The organism is Pseudomonas monteilii (assembly GCA_001534745.1).
Lineage (GTDB): Bacteria > Pseudomonadota > Gammaproteobacteria > Pseudomonadales > Pseudomonadaceae > Aquipseudomonas > Aquipseudomonas alabamensis.
The window spans coordinates 2,350,187-2,372,462 of the sequence record CP013997.1; the positions used below are offsets into that span (position 1 = coordinate 2,350,187).

Here is a 22,276-nt window from a genome sequence, read left to right on the forward strand (position 1 = left end):
AAAACCTTATTTTGATAAAAAGCTATGCTGACAGAGCATGGGAGGGGTCGGTGGATATTCGTGAATTACGCTCTTTCGTCAAAGTTGCCCAATGCGGCGGCTTCACCCGCGCCGCCAAGGAACTGTTCATCGCCCAACCCGCGCTCAGCCGGCAGATCGCCAAGCTGGAAGAACAGCTCAAGGTCGAGCTGTTCACGCGCCATGGGCGAGGGGTGGAGCTGACGGCTGCCGGCGCACGCTTGCTGGAACGCGCGGAAATGATGCTGCGCTACCTGGAAGAGACGACGGACCATGTGCGCAACAGTGCGGACGAGGAACGCGGGCACCTGGCTATCGGGCTGCCGCCTGCGATCGGTTCGATCGTCGGCCCGCACTTGATCCGCACGTTCAAGGCGCGCTGGCCACGGGCATCGCTCCATGCGCTCGAAGGGCTCAGCACCTCGCTTCAGGAGTGGCTGCTGGAAGGGCGCATCGATGTCGCGGTGGTCTACAACCAGCCCTTGGTGGATGCCTTCGACGTTCGGCCCCTGTTCAGCGAGCGGATGGTCCTGGTCGGCCCACCGGGCGAAGCGCCGCGCAACGTTCGCCTGGCGGCGCTGGGGGACTTCCCCTTGATCTTGCCGGGGCTGCCCCATAGCAACCGACGGCTGGTGGAGCAGATCGCCGCGCAGAATGCCGTGCGCCTGAACATCGTCCTCGAAGTCGACAGCGTCAGCCTGACCAAGCGCCTAGTCGCCGAAGGGCTCGGCTACTCGATCCTCGCCCATGCCGCCGTCCAGCAGGACATGAACGACCACACCCTGGTCGGACATGCCATCGAGCGGCCCGGCATTCGCTCCACCGTCTCCCTGACGCGGCTGCGCGAGCGACGCAGCTCCCGGCTGGCGTTGAGCTACGAAAAGATCCTGCTGGAGACCCTGGAGGAACTGGTCACGGTCGGTGCTTGGAAAGAGGCCACCCACTGGCTGGAGCAGTGAGGCGCACAAGAGCCATGCCCGACGGTCATGGCGAGCCATCCCCAGACGGTATTTGTCACCTGTCGGTAAACGCATAGGCTGACAGCGGGGCCGACCTCGGCCTCGCCGCTCAGATAACAACAAAAGGCACAGACCATGCGTTCTATTCACAGTGCGACTTCACTGACGCTGCTCAGCGTCTGCCTGGCCAGTCAATTCGCCCAGGCTGCGCCTGACGTGTCCGTTCTCACGGCCAGCAAAGGCGACGTCCATATCGAAGCGTTGGTGCAGGGGGCGGGCAAACCCATCGTCATCCTTCCGTCCAAGGGGCGCGGTGCCCACGACTACGACCGCGTCGCCGAGTACCTGGCCGATGACGGCTACCGTGTCATTCGCCCCGAACCGCGGGGCATCCATGGCAGCCGCGCGCCCATGGACGCGCCGACCTTGCACGACTTCGCGGCCGACGTCGCCCTGGTCATGGACAAGGCGCACACCGGCCCTGCGATCGTCGTGGGTCATGCCTGGGGCAGTCAGCCCGCACGTGTTCTGGCCGTCGATCGCCCAGACCTGGTGAAAGGCGTGGTGCTGGCGGCCGCCTCGATCGGCAAGCTGCCGCCTGGCTCGTCGGAGAAGCCCTACGGCAGGATGGTCGAGGCCATCAAGGGGGCCGGTAACCAGGCATTGCCCGAGGCCCAGCGCCTCAAGTACCTGGAGATGGCCTTCTTCGCCCCCGGCAACGATGCGCGGGCGTGGCTGCCGGGGTGGTACCACGACACCCACGTGGCCCAGGATCATGCCAGGGACAGCACGCCGGTCGACAGCTACTGGTCCGCCGGGGACACCGTACCGATCCTTGACCTGCAGGCCGAGAAGGATGCCGTCGTCATTCCCAACATCCTCAAGCCCATGCTGGGGGAACGTGTGCAGCACCAGGTCATCGCCGGGGCCGGCCATGCGCTGGCGCCCGAGAAACCCAAGGAAATAGCCGACGCAATTGCCGCGTTCGCCAAGCGGGTCTATGCAGAGAAGGACTGACGTGTCCCGTTGAAAGACGGGCCAGCACTGCTGGCCCGTTCGTGCCGGGAACTACCGGTCACGCGATCAGCGGCACGCCACTGAGTGCCTGCAGCGCCTCGAACGTCAGGTCCGCGCAGATCTCGACCACTTTCAGCCCCTCAGGGGTCACGTCCAGCACGGCCAGGTCGGTGTAGATACGGCTCACGCAACCGATGCCGGTCAAGGGGTAGGTGCATGCCGGCACCAGCTTGCTCTCGCCGGTCTTGGTCAGGTGATCCATCATCACGAACACCTGGCGCGCACCGGTGGCCAGGTCCATTGCGCCGCCAACGGCCGGGATCGAGCCTTCCGCGCCGGTGTGCCAGTTGGCCAGGTCGCCTTTGACCGACACCTGGAAGGCGCCCAGCACGGCGATGTCCAGGTGGCCGCCGCGCATCATCGAGAACGAGTCGGCATGGTGGAAGTAGGCCCCTCCGGTCAGCAGCGTCACGTGCTGCTTGCCGGCGTTGATCAGGTCGTCGTCTTCCTCGCCGGGCGCCGGGCTGGGGCCCATGCCCAGCAGGCCGTTCTCGCTGTGCAGGAACACTTCCTTGTCGCCCAGGTAGTTGGCCACCAGGGTCGGCGCGCCAATGCCCAGGTTCACGTAGGCACCTTCCTGGATGTCGGCAGCCACACGCTGGGCCATGTCGGTACGGGAGAGCTTTCGGGTGATGGTCATGGCAGGTCTCAGGAGGCGTGGGCGAGGGACGTGGCGGCGCGGGGAGCGGCCACCACGCGTTGAACGAAGATGCCCGGCGTGATGATGTGTTCCGGGTCCAGCTCGCCCAGCTCGACGATCCGGTCGACCTGGACGATGGCGGTCTTGGCGGCCATGGCCATGATCGGGCCGAAGTTGCGTGCCGCCTTGCGGTAGGTCAGGTTGCCCCAGCGGTCGCCCTGGTGCGCCTTGATCAACGCGAAGTCGGCGTGCAGCGGCATTTCCAGCACGTACTGGCGACCGTCGATTTCCCGGGTTTCCTTGCCTTCGGCCAACAGGGTGCCGTAGCCGGTTGGCGAATAGAACGCGCCGATGCCCGAGCCTGCGGCACGGATGCGTTCGGCCAGGTTGCCTTGCGGCACCACCTCCAGCTCGATCTTGCCGGCGCGGTACAGGGCATCGAAGACGTAGGAGTCGGACTGGCGCGGGAAGGAGCAGATGACCTTGCGCACGCAGCCGGCCTTGAGCAACGCGGCCAGACCGGTCTCGCCGTTGCCGGCGTTGTTGCTGATGATGGTCAGGTCGCGGGGGGCTAGGGCGATCAGCCCATCGATGAGGTCCGAAGGCATGCCGGCAGTGCCGAAGCCGCCGACCAGCAGGGTCGAGCCGTCGGTGATGCCGGCGATGGCGCTGGCGATGGAGGGGTGGGTCTTGTCGATCACGGCGGGGCTCCGGGTGATGGGTAAGGCAGGGGCAGGGTGCGTGACGGTCGTGTCAGGCGTTTTGGATAGCTTGCCGTAAGCGGGGGAAGGAACAGAGGGGCGTACGCGGTAACCGTGCGGTTATCGAACGGTTATGCAGCGAGGAAGGCGGGCGGTGGCCGCGCGTGATGAAGGGAGAGATGAGTCTGCTGGAGCGAGGCCATGGTGGGCGCTCTCTTGCGAAAGGCCCGCCATGGCATTGCCCGGTCGTCAGGCGCTGGCGTGCGCCTGAGGGACCTTGAGCAGGTGGTGCAGGGTCGTGAGGAACAGGTCGAGGCTGATGATGCCGGTGGCGACGGTCGACAGGACGGTCTGGCCCTTGTCGTCCTTGATCACCACGCGCTCGGTCCACTGGCTGAGGTCGAGCGAGCGCAGCGTGCCGAGGGCGACCGTACGACCATTGACGTCAAGCGTCTCCCGGGTGAGGGTCAATGGCTTTGTGGCGATGTTGAAGAAGTCGCCGCTCATGCGCTTGCCCCAGACCTGCGCGGTGTCGAGGTAATTGAACTGCACGGCACCGCCGTTCTCCAGGGTTTTCAGCACCGCAGGCAAGCGTTCGTTCAGGTGCTGCTCGCGCACCTGTTCGAGGAACACGAACAGCTTTTGCAGGTGAGGATTGACCCGGCGGAAGGATTCGCTGGCGTTGCGGCGGTAGGCGAGGTTGTTGGTCATCCCGGCCACGGCGGTCTTGCCCGAGGCGAACAGGTAGACATCGTCCATTTCGCTGAACGGCACGTAGTCGCGCTGGCTGCCGATGATCTGGCAGAGGCCCTTTTCGTACACCTCGTACCGCGCCACGCGCAGTTTCTTCTGCCACTGGGCCAGCGCGAACATCACTGCACCGAGCAGCGCCAGGAAGGCGGCGGTGGCGTAGAGCATGGACTTCGGACCATTGAAGTTCACGGAACTGGCCACGCTCAGGTAGCCGACGAACAGGGCCAGGGCGAAGAACACGGTGCCCAGGACGAGCAGGCTGATGATCAGCGCCTTGCCGTAGCCATAGCTGCCCAGCAGCTTGCCGGTGGACGCGGGTGGGGTGGGTTGCATGGTGAAGCCTCCTTGCTTGGGGGGAAGTGGAACCTTGTGATTCAGCTGGCCATGGGACATGACATGGTGCGCTTTGTTCAGGCGTAGGCCAAGTCGTTGTCGTTGCTGCTCTGGCTGTGTGGGAGTCCGCCTGCCGCCTTGGCGCCGCGCTGTCGTGCAGGAAACATGACGATAGCTGGCATGGCTAGAGGTGTTATCTCTGATCGATTTCTGGGGCCGCTTTGCGGCCCATCGCGGCACAGGGGCCGCTCCTACACCCGTAGCCCCACTGCGGTGTTGCAGGCTATCGCGGTCAACTGGGGGAGCGGCCCCTGCCGGGGCGCCGGACCGGCCGCGATTGGGCCCGCAGGGTCCACAAAGTCCTTAAATCATTTGCTTTTCTATCACCGCCTGTCCCGCACAGGGCCAGTGATCGAATACGCTAAAGGATCAGTACAGTCAGCCGATAGCGGAATGCCATCGTCCAACTTCTCGGCTGACCATGACCCATATCCTGCCTGATGCTTCCTCTCGTGAGCAGCGCCCCCATTCCAGTGTCGACCTGGCCAGAACAGTGCTCTTCATGTGCACGGGCTTTCTGACGCTGGTGATCCTGATCGCCGGTGCCATCTCGCTCTACTTCGCGCTTGGCCTGGATCGATCCGAAGCGAAGAAAGCGAAGTTTCTCGTGGAGAAGGCCGTCGAGTCACTGGTGAGCGCGTCCAAGGCGACCATCAAGGATTATGCCTTCTGGGGTGACGCCTATCGAAACCTGCATACCGAGGTCAATACGGACTGGGCCTTCGTGCAAGGAAATCTCGGGGCCACCCTGTTCGCCGATTTCGGCATCAACGGTCTTTTCGTCGTCGACGGTTCTGCGCAAACCGTCTATTCCGTCATCGACGGGTCGCGTGCGCCTCTCTCGGCTTCGGCGTGGCTTAGCCAGCCCATCGACCCCCTGCTGCAAGCGGCGAGGGCTGAGGAGCCGCAGGAAAAGTCGGTCAGCCAATTCGTCAACGTGGACGGCGTGCTGGCGCTGGTTGCCGCAGCGGCCATCACTCCGTCGACAGACCCCACGGTCAAGCGCGAAGCCGGGGAGGCGTCCGTCCTGATCTTTACCCAGTTGCTGGACAGCTACCGTCTTGAGACGCTGGGCCATCGGTTCGGTATCGAGCACCTGCACCTTGCACAGCGGCCGAATGCAGAGACGGGACTGAGACTGGGCGACCAGGGCAGGGCCGGGACGCTCCTGTGGAAGGCGCCTACCCCGGGGCGCGAGATGCTGATGTTCATCCTGCCCTTGCTAGGCCTGTTGGGCATGGTCGTCTACGCCATGATGTGGATTGCCTTGCGGCGCATCACCGCCATGGCGCGCCATCTGGATCAGAGCTATGCCGAGGTGCAGCGCAGTCGCTCGGCCTTGGCCGACAGCGAGGCGCGGTTCCGGGACGTGGCGGAGGCAAGCTCGGACTGGATCTGGGAGATCGACGAGAAGGGGCACTTCACCTACATCTCCGAGCGCTTCGAGACGATCACCGGCCTTTGCGTGGCGACCTGGCTGGGCATGAGGATCGACGCGCTGTTCATGGGCGAGAATGGCGGCGTGCTCGAATGGTCGAGTCAACGGCCCGAGGGTGTCAATGCAACGCTCGAGTGTAGGTGCCTGGACAGCCAGGGCGCGCGCCGGATCATTCGCGTGACGGCCAAGGCCATGAACGGGCTGGGCTATCGCGGCACCGCGACGGACATCACCGCCGAAGTCGAGGCACGCAAGCGCGTGGAGTACCTGTCCGAGCACGATGTGCTGACCGGCCTTCCGAACAGGAAGCGGCTTCGCGATTTCCTGGAAGGAACACTGGCGTTTTCCTCAGCCGGTCAAAAACCGCTGGTGATGCTCAGCATCGACCTGGATCGGTTCAAGCCGGTGAACGATCTCCTGGGGCATGCCGTCGGTGACCGGGTGCTGCTCGAAACGGCGCGGCGACTGGAAGAATGCGTGCGCAGCGAAGACCTGATCGCTCGAATAGGCGGCGACGAGTTCGTCATGATCATCACCGACATGAGTGACCATGCCGAGATCGAAGCCCTTTGCGAACGCCTGATCCATACCGTCGAGCAACCGATGCACTTCGATGGTCAGGACATTCATATCAGCGCGAGCATCGGGATCGCGCTGGCCCCCGGGGACGCCTCGCAGGCCGCCGAACTGCTGCGCTACTCCGACATTGCGCTCTACGAAGCCAAGACCAGCGGGCGGGGCATCTGGCGTTTCTACGCGGGCGAGATGAACGCCCGGATCATAGAGCGCCGACGCTTGGAAAACGACCTGCGCTACGGCATCAAGAATGGCGAGCTGCGCCTGCATTTCCAGCCGCGTTTCCGGATCAGCGACGGGCACATGGTGGGCGCCGAAGCCCTGGTGCGCTGGCAGCACCCGGATCGCGGCCTGGTGTCACCCGACACCTTCATCCCGATCGCCGAGGACACAGGACTCATCACCGCATTGAGTGACTGGGTGCTGCACACCGCATGCGCCACGGCCGTCGATTGGCCCGAGACGTTGTTCGTGTCCGTGAACCTGTCACCCAAGGACTTCCAGTCGGCGCTGTTGATCGAGCGGGTGAGCGGTGCGCTGTCGCGCTCCGGACTCGCCGCGGCTCGCCTGGAGCTCGAGCTGACCGAAAGCGTCATGCTGGAAGATGCGAGCGGTGCGCTGGTCATCATGCGCGCTCTGAAGGACCTGGGCGTGCGGCTTGCGATGGATGACTTCGGCACGGGGTATTCATCGCTCAGCTATTTGCGCACGTTCCCGTTCGATGGTTTGAAGATCGACAAGAGCTTTGTCAGCCGGCTTGGAGACAGCGAGGACGACCGCTCGGTGATCAAGGCGATCGTAGGGCTGGGGCGCGCACTGTCGCTCACCGTTACAGCAGAAGGCATCGAAACGCCGGAGCACCTGGCGCTGTTGAAGGCCGTCACCTGCGACGAGGGTCAGGGCTATTACCTCAGCGGGCCGGTGGAGGCGGCGGCTTTCAGCCGGATGATCGAATCGGCCCTGGTCGAGTAGGTGTCTTCAGTCCTCAGGATTCGCCTGTGTAGCGGCCTCATTGATTGCCAGAGCGACGAATCAACTGCTTGGCCGAGACCGCAGCCTCTTCCAAGACACGTGGCAGCTCGACCCCTTGAAGCTGCCCCTCGAGCTTGACCAGGTGCCCGTCCACCACGACCGTGCGCACATTCTCTGGCCTTGCCGAGTACACCAGCAGCGCAGCCGGGTCACCGCCTCCAAAGCCGGCGAGGTTGAGGGCATCGAGGGCCACGATCTGCACGTCGGCGCGTTTACCGGGGGTCAAGGTACCAATCTGTCCCCCAGGCCCAGGGCTTCAGCCCCGCCACGGGTGGCGAGGTCGAGCAACGCGCGGGGTGGCGGTGCGCCCTCGTCGTGGGTGACGCCGCTCCAGGTCAGGGCAGCCAGACGTAGCGTGGCGAACATGTCGGCGCTTCCCGCGAGCGCGTTGCCATCGACGCCCAGGCCCTGCCTGCGAACGCCACTGAAATGATCGAGCCGCGTCAGGCCGTAGCCCACCCGGTGCTCGCTGATCGGCGTCAGAACCAGCGCTGCGCCGGCTTTTTCCAATGCCCGTAACTGCTCTGGACGTGCGTCCGTGGCATGGATGACGGTCAACCTGGGGCCGAGGTAGTCGCGTTCGATCAGCGCATCGAACATCGCCTGTGCCTCACCACTGACATGCACCTGGACGGGCAGCTCCAGACGCTGAGCGGTCGCGTACTCACGCTGGCGCATCGCCCAGTTGGCGGCATCGTCGCGGTTGCGCGGCAGGCGCCAGGCCAGGCCCATCCTGACCCGCGCGTCCTGGCCTTGCTGGCGGGCGAGCGCCTGCAACTGTTCGAGGTCGATCTGTCGCTGGGTCGTCTTGTCAGGGCCGCCATAGAACAATGTGGCGCGAATGCCCGCATCCTCCAGCGCCCGCACACCGGCCTCGCCGTGGGCAGTGGAGATCACGTTGTCGAAAAAGTCGCCCGTGGAGGTGATGCCCGCGTTCAGCAGTTCCAGCGCGCCCAGGCGCATGGCCACGTACGTATCCTGTGCGGTCATGTGCGCCGCCAGGCGGGCGCTGACGGGGAAGAACTGGCCCTGACCATTGCGAAACTGACCGCGCATCAACGTGACGTACAAGTGATTGTGCGCCTCGACGAACCCCGGCAGCACCACCTGACCCCGGGCGTCGATCCGACGCGCGCCCCCAGCATCGAGGTTCTGTCCTACCGCGACGATGCGACCGTTGCGGATAAGGACATCGCCGTCCTCGATGTCACCGAGCATGGGGTCCATGGTCATCACCCGGCCGCCCTCGATCAACAACGCCTCCGAGGATGCCGCATGGACATAGCCCGAGGTTGAGCACAGCAACATCAGCACAGCGACGAGCGACGTCTTCACAGGCCTTGCCTCATTGATTGAACACACGGCGACGAGGGGGAGTCTAGAACGGACGGCAGGGATCACAAGTTGCAAACGGTCTGGAACCGCTCTATTGCAGGCTTTTTCGGTCTCTGCTCGGCTCGTCCGTCCGTGCCGTCAACCCTGTCGCGACCGGCACGCATGGGCTTGAACGGCACGTTTGAAAACGCACGCAAAGGAGGCGCAAGCATGAACATCGGAATCGTGACCTGGACCCTCGGGATGACCGACCCTACCCACGTTGTCGCCAAGGCCCGCGAAAGGGGGCTCGATGCCATTCAGTACGCAGGCGACTTCCGCGATTGCAGTGGCCTGGCGCTCAGGCAGGCGGCAGCCGACGCAGGGGTGGCGATCCTGGCGATCGACCCGTTCAACGCAGGTCCCGCTCAGCCGGAGCAGGCCAGCGAGGAGGGCGCCATCGAGTACTTCCGCCATGTGGTGGATTTTGCTGTCCAGGCCGGGCAGGTACCGGTCACGTTGCACGGCCTGGCGCAATGGACCCGCAACTGCCCTGACCGCGCCAGTGCTTACCGGCGCCTGCTGGCCTGCTGCAAGGCCGTGGATACCTACGCGCAATCACAAGGCGTGCGCACCCTCTATGAGGTCTGTAATCACTACGAAGTCCCCTTGATCATCACCAGCGATGAGTGCCGGGAATTGATCGACGAGGTGGGCGGCACCAACCTGCGCATGATCCTCGACAGTTTCCACATGAACATCGATGAGCGCGATCCGCTCGAGACGATCCGGCGTCATGCCGAGCACACGGCCATCTACCACATCTCGGACTCGGGCCGCGGTGGGATTGGCAGTGGCCATATAGATTTCCAGGCTCAGTACGATGCGTTGATGACGGCAGGCTTTACCGGGGATGTCGCGGTCGAGCTGGTCTTGCCGCACCGGACGCCCAGCTCGCCGCCGAGTAACCAAGCTGATGTGGCGTTGCTTGATCGGGAAATCGCTCGTAGTGTCGAGGTTTGGCGTGCGTTTGAGCGTGGGGCTGGGGCTGTTCGGGGTTAAGGTCATTGAAGCGGGTAGGGCAGTTATGTCACGGCCATCGATAACCGCGCGGAGCTCTTGATCTTTGCCCGTGCCATCGCTTTGAATGCTGGCTTGGCGCTGGTGTACTCGGTACATGCCTTCGAGTCTATGACCAGCTCCCCGTAGCCTGGCAGGAAGGGGACCGTCACAGCCCTATTCTTTGCTCCCTGGAGATAACCCCATGCTCGTCAATTCAGACTTCTCCCAACCTGCCACCGTTGCGGGTGACGACTACCATTGGGTGGCTTCGCCGCAGAGTGGGGTGGAGCGCGTGATGCTGGATCGGCTCGGGGGTGAGAAAGCCAGGGCGACGAGTATTGTGCGCTACGCGCCACGCTCTTGTTTTCCTCGCCACTTTCACCCCGGAGGCGAGGAAGTCTTCGTGCTTTCGGGGACTTTTTCCGAGGACGGCAACCATTACCCGGCCGGTTACTACCTGCGTAACCCGCCAGGGTCCAGCCATCAGCCCTCCAGCTATGAGGGCGCGGTCATTTTCGTCAAGTTATGGCAGATGCAAGCGGACGAGTCGGCGTCGATCAGGATCGATACCCGAGATCCCGACACGTGGAGGCATGAAGGGGGGCGGGCTGTTTGCCCTTTGTTTGAAAACGACCATGAGCAGGTGAGGCTTGAACGGCTGTCAGCGGGACAGGCGGTGTTTAGCCATACTGATGCCGGAGTTGAAGTGCTGGTGATTGAAGGGCAGATAAGCACTCAGGATCAATCATTGGGGCAGGGCAGCTGGGTGCGGTTACCGGCAGGTGGGCATCCAGTCATCACGAGCGGTGTGGAGGGTGCGATGCTGTTTATCAAAACTGGGCATTTGTTCAAGACGCTTGGGCATACCATGCCATGAGAATCGCAGAAATAGCTATTGTGGGTACTGGGTTGAGTTGGCTATATGCAGCTTATAGACTTCAATAGCTCGGCTTTTTCGATTACCGAATCTTCGAGGCCAAGCTATTGCCTGACAGGCGAAGTCATCACTGCACACAAGAAGCGGCACGATAGTTGAGCCGTCCTCTCACGGCGTGAAGCAAGAAAATGGCCTAGCTTTAGCTCAATGAAGGTTTGCGGTCATGGCGACAGCTCGCTATGGTCGGCTGGTGCAACGTCTAGCAGGGGTGAACAGTGTCCGGAGTCCGACAACATTTCATACCGCGTTTTTTGCAGAAAGGATTTCGTATCCCCTCGAACGGCAAAACTGTACGCTCTTGGGTGCATGAGCAGGATCGTCCACCACGAATGGCGAACATCACTGATATAGGGCTAGAGCGCTATTTTTATGCCGTCGACATCGAGACCGAGCTCGACGACAAAATCACTGAGGCTGAACAGCATGTTTACGCGCCTCTCATTGAGAGGCTTCGGAAAGGATGTGTAGATGCAAGTGATGCCAGCCTCATAGCGGAAATGCTGGCGCATTTTGAGGTGCGTAGCAGACATGTCAGAGAGAACATAGGTGGTCTATTCGAAAACTGCATCAGCCAAATCATGTTGCAACTTACGGACCCTCACACCTTGGCCTTGCTTCTCGAAAAGCACCTTACCCCTGGGTCAGAAATGCTGGACAAGGCACTAGCGGAGCAAGGAATCACGTACGAACAGCTGCAGCTCACGCTTCACAGCAATCAAACAAGACTCCAGGATGTTCTTCGACCTCTGATTGAGGCTTTTGCTGTATGCATCAGCAATGCGCTGCCAGCATTCCTGCCCCAGATCACGGGGATTGTGAAGCAGGGCCATGTGAAAATGTTGACGGATGCGATTTCACCGTCCGTGCGAGCAGCCCGCTTAGCGTGCTTGAAGTATTCAGTCAAAGCCTTTGAAGCATGCAATCTCCCCCTAGGTGATTCGATCGTGCTCTTCCACGTCAAAGGGGAAAGGGCCTTCAAGTCATTCCTAGATAAGGAAGACGAGGTGCTGCACGTCGTGCTTCCGTTATCATCGAGTCAATATCTACTAGGTGTTGCAACGGGCGCCGGAGCGGATCTGAGCTATGACTTGGCGGAGCAGATAGCCTGTTGCTCTATGAGATACTTCATCTCCTGCAGCGATCAAATGACAGAACTACAGGATAAGATTGGTACCAATGCATACTGGCTCTCGCGGGCAGAAACTCAGTCCATAATAGACAACGTCGTCGGAGAATTGCTGCCCAAATCACTCAACTGAATTAGGCAGTCAGACCTTCGACAAGCGGAGCGTGCGAGACGTAAGAATCCAAGCCCATCGGACCAAGACGAAAGCGAAGCAGCCACACCATTATTAATGGAGATCCTGTCTTTCTGAATGCTGTAAATAGCCAGCGCACCATCAGCATCGCTGGTGACATCCAGCGCCTGCACGTTACCTAACCTTAGAGGCCTCAGGGTCCACGTATGCCCGATACAGACCCGTCATAGGCCCGGAACGCCTTTGCGAAACAAAGTCGAGGCCGCGGAGATTTTCGGGAGCAGGAGAACCTCAGAATGCACGGGGTAGGGTACACGTTCCCAGTGGTAATTGATCTTCGGTGCTTTTCTATGCGCCTTTCGTGCGGTCCTGTGATTAAATCAAGCGTAACTGATGGTAAAGTGCCGTGAGTTGAGCACCATCTATGGAGAGCTGTATGCCTTATGAGCTAGAAGATCGCCTGGTCATTGGCGTGGCTTCCAGTGCCGTGTTTGATTTGCGTGAGTCAGACGCGGTGTTCAAAAGCGAGGGTGAGGAAAAATACCGGAAATTTCAGGAAGCAAACCTGAGTAACCCTTTACCAAAAGGGATCGCCTATCCCTTCATTAAGCGTCTCCTGTCAGTGAACGACCTTTCGCCTAATCAATCCGATCCTTTGGTTGAGGTGGTGCTGCTTTCTAAGAATGACCCTGACACGGGCATGCGCGTGATGAAAACCATCGAGCACTACGGGCTCCCCATGACGCGTGCCATTTTTATGCAAGGACAGTCCCCATATGAATTTATACCGGCCCTGAATATTGCTCTGTTCCTCTCAAGAGACAAGGGCGACGTAGATGCTGCGATCAAAGCTGGCCATCCTGCAGGACAGATGCTGGATTCAAAGTTCGATGACGATGAAAGCGATCATACTCTGCGTATCGCATTCGACTTTGACGGCGTCCTTGCCGGCGATGAATCAGAGGCTGTGATGCAGACTGGTGGGCTTACGAAGTTTCATGACCATGAAGTCAAAAATGTTATGCAGCCCCACAACCCTGGGCCTTTGAAAGAATTCATGGTGCGATTGGCGAAAATCCAGTCCGTGGAGGAAGAACACAAAAAACGCAACCCGGCTTATAAAAACCGCATCCGAGTATCCATCGTCACAGCGCGAAATGCACCATCCCATGAACGTGCATTGAATACGCTCAAGAGTTGGGGCGTGATGGCAAACGATGCCTTCTTCCTCGGCGGTATTGAGAAGGGAAAAGTGCTAGCCGTACTGAAACCCCACATCTTTTTTGATGACCAATCTGGTCATCTAAAATCGGCGAGTGCTGTCGTACCATCGGTGCATATCCCGTTTGGTATCACCAATAAGACAGCTCCCGTCCATCCTCCCGTTGCAGTGTCAGTACCCGTCGAGGATATGTCAGATGAATACTGACTCGCTTGGTTACAGCTTCGCTAGGTGGATCATTGCTTCTTGAGCGGTCAAAAGGCTTCTGGGGGCACAGCAGCATGCACGTAGAAGAGCTCGCCAGGAATCGACATAGCCATGCGGCATTATCTGTTCAGTCCAGAGAGACTGGGGCGTCGAGGCCGACGAATATACTACATTTAACATAATACACATTAACCGCACCTTCATATACAGCCCAGAACACCTTGGGTGAGCGGGCTCATCGTCAGGCTCGGCGGCATCACACTACCTGCAACCCTCAACCTCATTCCATCCTCGATCGCTATCGACCATACCGCGATATTGCTCGATCGACCCACGACCGACGTCTGCAACTCTCAACGACACGGCATGCAGCCGCTCCAATCGATCATGCCCGTCTCAGCAGCAGCCTCATCTCACCATTGATGCAACAAACAAGACTGCGGCCATGAGCGTCAGCCCCACAGCGTAGCCATGCTTGGTGAAGGTGTCGTAGGCCGGCCCCTTGTGTTTCCAAGGCCTGGCCCACACGGCATAAATCAGTAAAAGGCCAATTGCAGCACCTTCAACCCATACAGCTGTAAGGAACACAGTGGCAAACGCCATACTCGCCGACAGTGATCTTTCCTGGCTCAGGATCACATAAAGAAGAACCGTCACAGTGGGCACCAACCAGACACCTAGGCATGCCGTTATCAGCAGCACATGCTGAAGGATGTGTACGATGCGTTCCCTGGTGCTACTCATCATCAACTCTCCAGTACCTCGTATTTCGCGGCTCAACCGCTTGCAGGGCGTTTCCATCCAATACTGCGCACGCTGCCCGCTATTGTGAGTCATCCTTGCCAAGGTGCCAGACTGGCCGTGATTGGACTCGAAAGGCCAGTCAGCGATCAGTGCCGTCTATACCCTCCCAAAACGCTGCCAATAACGCTTAATGCTGCTTCGGCACTGCCCAGCCCAAAGGTGTCGGAATGAGGTGCGGTGATGGTCTGGGCACGGGATATAAGCTTTTCAGCCCGACCACAATCAGTCTGGAGTATCGAAATGGACTGTTATCCAGAAGAACGCTATGTGTTTAGCGCTAGCCGTCTCCCCCCTTGAAGACGTTTTGCGTGGCTTTTAGACGGCAACCTAGGCTACCCTCAAACCCGTAATTTCCGCCCATTTTCGTCGATTTCTTGCTTAACTCAACGAAATGGTTATTTAGTGTAGTTAAATATCCACTGATTTCGTCAACCAGCCAATCTGCTTGCAACGCCCTTCACATCGGTTTCTTTCGACTCAATCGATCGTCGAATATCTGTCCTTCACCCATCAACGCGTCACCGCCCGTCAGCCTCTCATTCGACAGATCGACCCCTTCCTCCCAATCTCTCTCCAATGGTTCAAGGACCTTCAAGTCCCCATCCCCCTTCGCTAGACCCAAGGAGTCCACAATGTCCCTCACACTGAACATGGGTGGCGGCAGCGTCCAGACCGACTGGCCGGAATTGGAACGCGAGATCGAAGACAACGATGGCCAGGCGCCCGACCCGGACACCGATCCTAACCTGACCGATGACGAGCCCCGCGGCGTACCGCCCAGCGATCCGGAATCGGGTGCCTGACACCCTGCCCGCTCGACCGCGACTCGCCAAACGCCAGACAAAAAACAGCCCGCCGAAGCGGGCTGTTTTCATGTTCGCCGATCAGACCGCAGCGGCCTTCTCGGAGCCCGAGGGCAACTCCCCCGTGTTCGGCCCAGCCACCTGAGTCGGTGCCGGAACGGTGGAGGTCACCACAGGCGCGCCGCCCCCCGAGACACGCCATTGCACGTCGGTGATCCCGTAACGCTCGGCCATGGGTCGGCTGACCTTGCGAATTTTTTCGCGACCGAACTTGGGGATGATGCCGACGCCGGCATCGCAGCTTGCCCAATGCCAGGCTTCGGCATTGTCCATCCGGTCCAGCCGGATGATGAAGTTGCGAGAGTGCCCATGCAGGCGGTATTCGATGATGTACAGCTGTGGGGTTGGCATCGTTGGGCCCTCCTCTTCTCCATGGATGACACCGTCATTGATCGGGGTTTTCCGAGAAGATTCAAAAGATTAACAGACAAAATGATCAAGCGGCCTGGGGTCCCCTCGAAGGCGTTCATTCACCTGCCGGGACCAGTTGGATGGTCAGGCAGAACACCCCCAGCAGGACCCAGAACACCAGGAAGATCCAGGGCGTGCGCATGGAAAACAGCAGCGATTTTCGATAGCCGCGGTGGCTCGATTCCGTTTCGTTGAACAGCGGCCAGTCGTCATAGGGCATCCCCACGGCAGGTTCGTTCCTCAGCAATTGGCTTTGCTTGAAATGCCAATGGTCGATGATGCCGTAACTGGCCTTGAGGCCCGGCAGCGCATTGAGCGTGCTCAAGATGCCCAGAAGCGCCAGAAACGGCGGCACGAACAGCGTGAACAGGTTGCCCCAGGACGGATTGGCGTTGGCCATGGAGGACGCGAAGGCAATCACCAGGAACGACTGTGCGGCCAAGTAACCGTCGGTTCGGTTGGCCAGCATGGTCGTCTCATACTGGATCTCTCGGCGGTAGAACTCCATTCGCTCGCGTGGGGAGCTGAAGGCCAGCCCCCCTTCTGCAGCGGTCAGGTCGTCGCTGTTGACCGACGTGATGATACGGCTAGGCATGATCGGTACTCACTTGTGCTCCCCTACGAACCCAGTACCGGTCGCCATGCCAGGCTTGAGCACCACCTTGCGGCAGTACTCCTGCTTCTCATCGAAGATTTCATAGCAGCGAGCCGCATCTTCCAGCGCAGCGGTATGGGTGATGATCGCCTCGGGGTTCAGGCGACCGGCCTCGATGTGTTCGAGCAGTTCGGGCAGGTAACGTTGGACATGGGTCTGGCCCATCTTGAACGTCAGGCCCTTGTCGAACGCATCGCCGAACAGGAAGCCATGGATGAACCCGGCATAGACGCCTGGCACACTGACCACGCCGCCACGGCGAACGGCTGCCATGCACTGGCGCAACGCCTTGCCGCTGCTGCCTTGCAGCTTCATGTTGGTCAGGACGGTCTCGGTGGTGCTGCCCTTGGCCTCGAAGCCTACGGCGTCGATGACGGCATCCACGCCGCGGTGGCCTGCCGTGTGCTCGATGATGTACTCGGCAGGGTCATCGATCTCATGGAAGTTGACCGGGATGACACCGTACTGCTCCTGCGCATAACGCAGACGGTAGCTGACCTCGTCGACCATGAAGACCTGCTCGGCCCCCAGCATACGCGCGCACTCGGCAGCCAGAAGGCCAACCGGACCTGCGCCGAAGATGGCGACCGACGACCCTTTGCCGATGTCGGCGTTGACCACGGCCTGCCAGGCCGTCGGCAAGATATCCGACAGGAACAGGACCTTCTCGTCGGCCAGCGTACCTGGCACCTTGAACGGGCCGGTGTTGGCTTTTGGCACCCTGACGAAGTCGGCCTGCCCTCCAGGGATCCCGCCATAGAGGTGGCTGTACCCGAACAGCGCCGCGCCTGGTGGGATGGCCTTCTTGTTGAGGATGGCACCACGGCCGGTGTTGGTGGTTTCACAGGCGGCGAACAGGTCGTGATTGCAGAAGAAGCAGCTGCCGCACGCGATCACGAACGGGATGACCACTCGATCGCCTTTCTGCACGGCGGTCACGCCACTGCCGACCTCTTCGACGATACCCATGAACTCATGGCCCAGGATGTCGCCGCTTTCGGTCTGGGGGATCTTGCCGTGGTAGAGGTGCAGGTCCGAGCCGCAGATCGCGGTCGCGGTCACCCGAAGGACAATATCGTCGTCTTGCTGGATGGTAGGGTCTGGGACGTTGTCGACTCGAACGTCGTTGGCGCCATGGTAAGTCAATGCGCGCATGCGGTTATCTCCGTCGGTATCGTTGACGACGCTCTCTCCTGATAGCGAATCCGACACGGCAAGAGGTCGACACGGCCAAGGACCGTGCCTAGTTGGGAACCACAAGAGCGTGCCAAAGCTCCATCTATCGTGCATCAACCGACAGACGGTAGCCGCTACCCAGGTTTCATGGCATGCGTTCCAGGCACTTTCCTGTTCGCTCCCCGGCACGGTATACGCCCACACGCACCCTGGAGTCGTAAAACGATGGAACATTTGTCTTGGAACTTTGTTCCAACGGCCTATTACCCCCTCGTCGACCAACGGAGCGTGCATGAAGCCCGTCAAGCCGCGTGCCACCGTCATCTGCCGTCATGCCAAACATGGCAACAAATGGCTCTGGGTACGAAAAGCCAAAGCCGACTGGACCTTGCCAGGCGGCAAGATCGAACCGGGCGAAACGCCACGGGAGGCGGCCCTGCGCGAGCTGCTGGAAGAGACCGGCCTGCTGGCCGAAGACCTGAGGTTTCTGATGCGCTATGAAGCGCACGAACGGGTGCATTACGTATTCGAAGCGGCCTTTGCCGACGCGCCCTGCCCGACCGCCCGCAACGAGATCGCCGACTGCCGCTTCGAACGCTTCGACCGCACGCCCGAGGTCAAGGATGAAATTCGTGCGGTCATTCGCTCGCTGCTGGCCTGCGACAAAGAAATGGCCGCTTCGGTACGCTAGTCCGCCCGCCTCTGTCATCACGCATGCACACTCCACTGACACGTGTCCTTCTCCATGGGCAGCTCATCGATCGCCTGGATCATGCCGCTGACCAAGGCTTCATCAGGGCCCAGGATCCTCGGGCTGGCCATCAGGTAGCGCGGCACGTCCAGACGCTCACTCGCGCCCTCGGTTCGCTCGGCCACGATCTCGGCATAGAGCCGCAGGTCGTAGTCCAGGCTCATCGCGTATTCGGCCATGCGCGAGTGATCGACCGAGCCGTGCAGGGTCCAGTGGAACGGGTGGAATAAAAACTTGCTGTAACGGCATGCCGTGCGGTGTTCGCCTGCAAGAAACAGAATGTTGCCCATCGACTCGACCGTGCCCAGGTTGTGGGTATGCACGGCGATCGGCAGCGCCCGCAAGTAGTTGTACAGGGTGAAACCGTAGCTGCACTCTCCCCCCATGGTCGCGATGTTGAGCTGCAAGAGATCGGCGCCCTTGTCGATCGCTCGGGAACAGGTACTGATCAGGTTGCCGCAGGTCGACGAGTTGATGGGGCCTGTGTAGTGAATGATGTGACGTGCCATGGGGTCCTCCAAACGGTAGCGCCAGGCAAGCCTCCAGAAGCCGTTGCTTTCCAGAATGCCTGCCGGGCCACGGTTTCAAAACGGGTGCCCGAGCGATGGCGACCTGGCCATCGCTCGACCTGCAGCGGCCTGACCGCCTCTTACTGCGGCCCACCTTGGTCCTCGGTCGCCCCTTCGATATCCGGATCGTCCGGCAGCACCTCAGGCTCCTCTTCCGCATCCAGCCCCAGCGCCTGCTCGGGGTCATCCAGTTCGTGTTCATCGACGATCAGCGGTTGATCAGCCATGGCCGTACTCCTGAGGGTCATGCACCCGCCTGGGGGGCGAGCGTCTTCTTGGTGGAATCGTCGCCGGGAGCAAAGTTCAACCGGAACGTTGGGCCACGGGCTGCTGGGGCTGAAAGGAACCAGCCCCAGGCGAAACAGGTCGTTAGCAATGAATACCCGCACTTTGCGGGCACCGTATCGCGAATGATTCGAGGGAGGCCGAGATGCCCCATCCGCTGACACGGCGTCATGCCGAAAAGCGCCTAGGCGCCGCTTGTTCGATCTGCCTGGAGTGAGCCTGTGATCAAGACCCAGCCGATCCTCACCCCTGAGGTCGACCCTGCCACGGCGGTCCATCGTCTGAACGTGCTGACGATCAACGTGCACAAAGGCTTCACCGCCTTCAACCGGCGCTTCATCCTGCCGGAACTGCGTGAAGCGATGCGGGCCACTGGCGCCGATCTGGTCTTCCTCCAGGAGGTGCATGGCAGCCACAGCCAGCATGCCCTGCAGCACGCCGCCTGGCCCGAGACCTCTCAATACGAGTTCATGGCCGACAGCATGTGGCCCCAGTTCGCCTATGGGCGTAACGCGGTCTACCCCCATGGTGACCATGGCAATGCCCTGCTGTCCAAGTTTCCTATCGCCTCGCACGAGAACCTCGACGTGTCCATCAAGGGCAACGAGCAGCGCGGCTTGCTGCATTGTCGGCTGGACGTCCCGGGCCACGATCAGGTGCATGCCATCTGCGTGCACCTGGGCCTGCGCGAGGCGCACCGCCAGCGGCAGGTGCAGTTGCTCCTGGAGCTGCTCGACCGCTTGCCGCCCACGGCGCCGGTCATCATCGCAGGCGACTTCAACGACTGGCGCCTGAAAGCGGACGACGTGCTGTCCAAACACCTGGTGGAAGCGTTCGGCGAGAAGTTCGGTGCGCCGGCGCGCAGCTTCCCGGCACGCCTGCCATTCCTGCGACTCGACCGTATCTACCTGCGTAACGCCATGCCCATGGTGCGCAGGTGCTGTCCAAATACCCATGGTCCCACCTCTCGGACCATGCCCCCCTCGCTGCGGAGATCAACCTGTGAGTCGACCCTGGACCGATGGCAATCACGTCGACCTGCTGATCAATGGCGAGGCGTTCTACCCTCGCGTGTTCGAGGTTATGGCAGCAGCGCGTGAAGAGATCCTCTTCGAGACGTTCATCATTTACGACGACAAGGTCGGCAAGGAGCTGCGCGCCGTCCTGATTGCCGCCGCCCAGCGTGGCGTGCGGGTGGAAGTGGTGGTCGATGGCTATGGCACGGCCGAGCTGCCCGACGGCTTCATCGCCGGCATGACCGCAGCCGGTGTGCATTTCCATGTGTTCGACCCGCAGCCCAGGGTCGCCGGCATGCGCACCAACCTGTTCCGGCGCCTGCACCGCAAGATCGTGGTGGTCGATGGGGAGCGGGCGTTCGTCGGCGGCATCAATTTCAGTGCCGATCACCTGGGCGACTTCGGACCCATGGCCAAACAGGACTACGCGGTGGAAGTCACCGGGCCGGTCGTGGCCCAGGTGCACGCCAGCAGTCGGCGCATGATGGCGCCCGTGCTCAAGCCCAAGAGTCAGGTCACACCGGTCACCACGCCGACCGGCCAGGTACGTGCATTTCTGGTGGAGCGCGACAACCAGCGCCATACCACCGACATCGAGCGCGAGTACCTGGAGGTGATGCGCACGGCCCGCCAGCGCATCGTCATCGCCAACGCCTACTTCTTCCCGGGGTACCGCCTGTTGCGCGAGCTGCGCAATGCCTCGCGGCGCGGCGTGGAGGTCACGCTGATCCTGCAAGGCCAGCCGGACATGCGCTGGGTACGTGCCCTGTCGCGCCTGCTGTACAACTACCTGCTGCAAGAAGGCGTGCACATTCACGAGTACTGCGAGCGCCCTCTGCATGGCAAGGTCGCGCTGGTCGATGACGAGTGGTCGACGGTCGGCTCCAGCAACCTGGACCCGCTCAGCCTGTCGATGAACCTGGAGGCCAACCTGGTCCTGCGGGATCGCGCATTCAACGCCCACCTGCACGAACACCTCACCGAACTGGCGGGCAACCAGTGCAAGGCCATCACCCTCGATCGCATGATTCGTGGCTACTGGTGGCGGGCACCGCTGATCTTCGCCTGCTTCCACGCCACCCGCTACTTCCCGCGCATTGCCGGATGGCTACCCGCCCACCGACAGAAGATCAAGTCGCTCTCGCCGGACGTCGAACTCCAGCTCAACGGCCAGGAGGGTAACGTCTGATGGCGACCAAGACTTGGCTGACCTGGGGCAAGCGGTTGTTCACCGTGCTCCTGCTGATCCTGATTCCCGCCCTGCTGTTTTCCCTGGCCCGCAACCTGGACTGGAACGAGGTCAAGCAGTCATTGCTGGCCTATGAACCGAGTACCCTGGCGATCGGCTTGTTGATCGCCCTGTGCAGCTACCTGGTATTCGCCAGTTACGACCTGCTCGGGCGCGCCTATACCGGGCATACGCTGCCCGTGCGCCAGGTGTTGCCGGTGGCGTTCGTGTGCTATGCCTTCAACCTCAACTTCACCACCTGGGTAGGCGGTGTCGCGCTGCGCTATCGCCTGTACGGTCGCCTGGGGCTGGACACCGCGACCATCACGCGCATCCTGACCCTGGGTCTGCTGACCAACTGGATGGGCTACATGCTGCTGGCCGGCAGCGTGTTCGCCTTGCGCCTGGTGAAGTTGCCGGACAACTGGGCAGTGGGGGCGACAGGCCTGCAGTTCATCGGCTTCGCGCTATTGGCCATTGCTGCGACGTACCTGTTGGCCTGCGGTTACGCCAAGCGTCGTACCTGGCACATCCGCGAACACGAGATCACCCTGCCCTCGCTGCGCTTCGCCGCCTGCCAGATCGCCCTGGGCGCGACCAACTGGGCGCTGATGGCCTTGCTGATCTACTGGCTGCTGCCCGAGCACCTGTTCTATCCCTCGATCCTCGGCATCTTCCTGATCAGTTGCATTGCCGGCGTGGTCGCCCATATCCCAGCCGGCCTCGGCGTGCTGGAGACCGTGTTCCTGGCGCTGCTGGCCGGTCAACTCGGGCAGGGGACGCTGGTTGCGGCGCTGCTGGGCTATCGCACGCTGTACTACCTGATTCCGCTGATCGTGGCCGTGATCACGTACCTAGTGCTGGAAAAGCGCGCCAAGCACATGCGTCAGCACACCCCTTCAGCCGTCAGCAAACCCTGAACCCAACCCG

20 protein-coding genes and 2 pseudogenes are annotated in these 22,276 nt (G+C 61.1%); 11 read left to right on the plus strand and 11 right to left on the minus strand.

The features are described 5' to 3' along the window. Positions 1–50: 50 nt before the first annotated feature. On the plus strand, positions 51–977 hold the full coding sequence (locus APT63_10045) for a transcriptional regulator (protein ID AMA45939.1): 927 nt from the start codon (positions 51–53) through the stop codon (positions 975–977). Between the two features lie 135 nt (positions 978–1,112). Beyond that, positions 1,113–1,994, plus strand: a complete 882-nt coding sequence (locus APT63_10050; GenBank protein AMA45940.1) for a hydrolase — start codon at positions 1,113–1,115, stop codon at positions 1,992–1,994. Between the two features lie 58 nt (positions 1,995–2,052). Here APT63_10050 and APT63_10055 read toward each other — a convergent pair whose 3' ends face one another. From APT63_10055 to APT63_10065, 3 genes are all read right to left on the minus strand, one after another. Next, a complete protein-coding gene (locus tag APT63_10055) occupies positions 2,053–2,694 on the minus strand; it encodes a 3-oxoadipate CoA-transferase (protein ID AMA45941.1) in 642 nt (213 codons plus the stop codon). A gap of 8 nt (positions 2,695–2,702) precedes the next feature. Next, positions 2,703–3,395 (minus strand): 3-oxoadipate CoA-transferase, encoded by a 693-nt coding sequence (locus tag APT63_10060; GenBank protein ID AMA45942.1) that lies wholly within the window; start codon positions 3,393–3,395, stop codon positions 2,703–2,705. A gap of 249 nt (positions 3,396–3,644) precedes the next feature. Then, complete coding sequence (locus APT63_10065) at positions 3,645–4,481, minus strand: hypothetical protein (protein ID AMA45943.1); 837 nt, start codon at positions 4,479–4,481, stop codon at positions 3,645–3,647. A 493-nt stretch (positions 4,482–4,974) separates the two neighbouring features. Between APT63_10065 and APT63_10070 the strand changes: the two genes are divergently transcribed. Then, a complete protein-coding gene (locus tag APT63_10070) occupies positions 4,975–7,527 on the plus strand; it encodes a diguanylate cyclase (protein ID AMA47855.1) in 2,553 nt (850 codons plus the stop codon). Positions 7,528–7,564: 37 nt separating this feature from the next. On the opposite strand, the gene APT63_10075 is transcribed toward APT63_10070, so the two are convergent. Both APT63_10075 and APT63_10080 read right to left on the minus strand, forming a co-directional pair. Beyond that, entirely contained in the window at positions 7,565–7,813 is a 249-nt protein-coding gene (locus APT63_10075) for a hypothetical protein (GenBank protein ID AMA45944.1), read from the minus strand. Further along, entirely contained in the window at positions 7,810–8,922 is a 1,113-nt protein-coding gene (locus APT63_10080; protein AMA45945.1) for a hypothetical protein, read from the minus strand. The genes APT63_10075 and APT63_10080 overlap by 4 nt, the downstream gene beginning before the upstream one ends. A gap of 210 nt (positions 8,923–9,132) precedes the next feature. Here APT63_10080 and APT63_10085 point away from each other — a divergent pair, with 210 nt between their 5' ends. The 4 genes from APT63_10085 (at position 9,133) to APT63_10100 (ending at position 13,588) form a co-directional block, all read left to right on the plus strand. After that, positions 9,133–9,963: a hypothetical protein gene (locus APT63_10085; GenBank protein AMA45946.1), complete on the plus strand. Its 831-nt coding sequence runs from the start codon at positions 9,133–9,135 to the stop codon at positions 9,961–9,963. 202 nt (positions 9,964–10,165) lie between these two features. Beyond that, positions 10,166–10,840 (plus strand): anti-sigma factor, encoded by a 675-nt coding sequence (locus APT63_10090; protein ID AMA45947.1) that lies wholly within the window; start codon positions 10,166–10,168, stop codon positions 10,838–10,840. 389 nt (positions 10,841–11,229) lie between these two features. Beyond that, on the plus strand, positions 11,230–12,159 hold the full coding sequence (locus APT63_10095; protein AMA45948.1) for a hypothetical protein: 930 nt from the start codon (positions 11,230–11,232) through the stop codon (positions 12,157–12,159). Positions 12,160–12,595: 436 nt separating this feature from the next. Then, on the plus strand, positions 12,596–13,588 hold the full coding sequence (locus APT63_10100; GenBank protein ID AMA45949.1) for a 5'-nucleotidase: 993 nt from the start codon (positions 12,596–12,598) through the stop codon (positions 13,586–13,588). Positions 13,589–13,996: 408 nt separating this feature from the next. On the opposite strand, the gene APT63_10105 is transcribed toward APT63_10100, so the two are convergent. The 5 genes and pseudogenes from APT63_10105 to APT63_10125 all read right to left on the minus strand — a co-directional run bounded on the left by APT63_10105 (position 13,997) and on the right by APT63_10125 (position 17,476). Further along, complete coding sequence (locus tag APT63_10105; protein AMA45950.1) at positions 13,997–14,335, minus strand: hypothetical protein; 339 nt, start codon at positions 14,333–14,335, stop codon at positions 13,997–13,999. A gap of 514 nt (positions 14,336–14,849) precedes the next feature. Continuing rightward, entirely contained in the window at positions 14,850–15,044 is a 195-nt protein-coding gene (locus APT63_10110; GenBank protein ID AMA45951.1) for a hypothetical protein, read from the minus strand. Positions 15,045–15,381: 337 nt separating this feature from the next. Beyond that, positions 15,382–15,606 (minus strand): annotated as a pseudogene (locus APT63_10115) (hypothetical protein). Positions 15,607–15,721: 115 nt separating this feature from the next. Beyond that, positions 15,722–16,261, minus strand: a complete 540-nt coding sequence (locus APT63_10120; GenBank protein ID AMA45952.1) for a hypothetical protein — start codon at positions 16,259–16,261, stop codon at positions 15,722–15,724. A gap of 9 nt (positions 16,262–16,270) precedes the next feature. Beyond that, on the minus strand, positions 16,271–17,476 hold the full coding sequence (locus APT63_10125) for a glutathione-dependent formaldehyde dehydrogenase (GenBank protein AMA45953.1): 1,206 nt from the start codon (positions 17,474–17,476) through the stop codon (positions 16,271–16,273). Between the two features lie 313 nt (positions 17,477–17,789). Between APT63_10125 and APT63_10130 the strand changes: the two genes are divergently transcribed. After that, positions 17,790–18,188 (plus strand): DNA mismatch repair protein MutT, encoded by a 399-nt coding sequence (locus APT63_10130; GenBank protein AMA45954.1) that lies wholly within the window; start codon positions 17,790–17,792, stop codon positions 18,186–18,188. Positions 18,189–18,205: 17 nt separating this feature from the next. Here the strand turns inward: APT63_10130 and APT63_10135 are convergent, their stop codons facing one another. Beyond that, positions 18,206–18,757, minus strand: a complete 552-nt coding sequence (locus APT63_10135) for a Clp protease (GenBank protein AMA45955.1) — start codon at positions 18,755–18,757, stop codon at positions 18,206–18,208. A 566-nt stretch (positions 18,758–19,323) separates the two neighbouring features. Here APT63_10135 and APT63_10140 point away from each other — a divergent pair. The 3 genes and pseudogenes from APT63_10140 to APT63_10150 all read left to right on the plus strand — a co-directional run bounded on the left by APT63_10140 (position 19,324) and on the right by APT63_10150 (position 22,266). Beyond that, a pseudogene (locus APT63_10140) lies at positions 19,324–20,108 on the plus strand (hypothetical protein). Further along, a complete protein-coding gene (locus APT63_10145) occupies positions 20,105–21,307 on the plus strand; it encodes a cardiolipin synthase B (protein ID AMA45956.1) in 1,203 nt (400 codons plus the stop codon). The pseudogene APT63_10140 and the gene APT63_10145 overlap by 4 nt, the downstream one beginning before the upstream one ends. Continuing rightward, complete coding sequence (locus tag APT63_10150) at positions 21,307–22,266, plus strand: hypothetical protein (protein ID AMA45957.1); 960 nt, start codon at positions 21,307–21,309, stop codon at positions 22,264–22,266. Before APT63_10145 ends, APT63_10150 begins: the two co-directional genes overlap by 1 nt. Positions 22,267–22,276 lie beyond the last annotated feature (10 nt).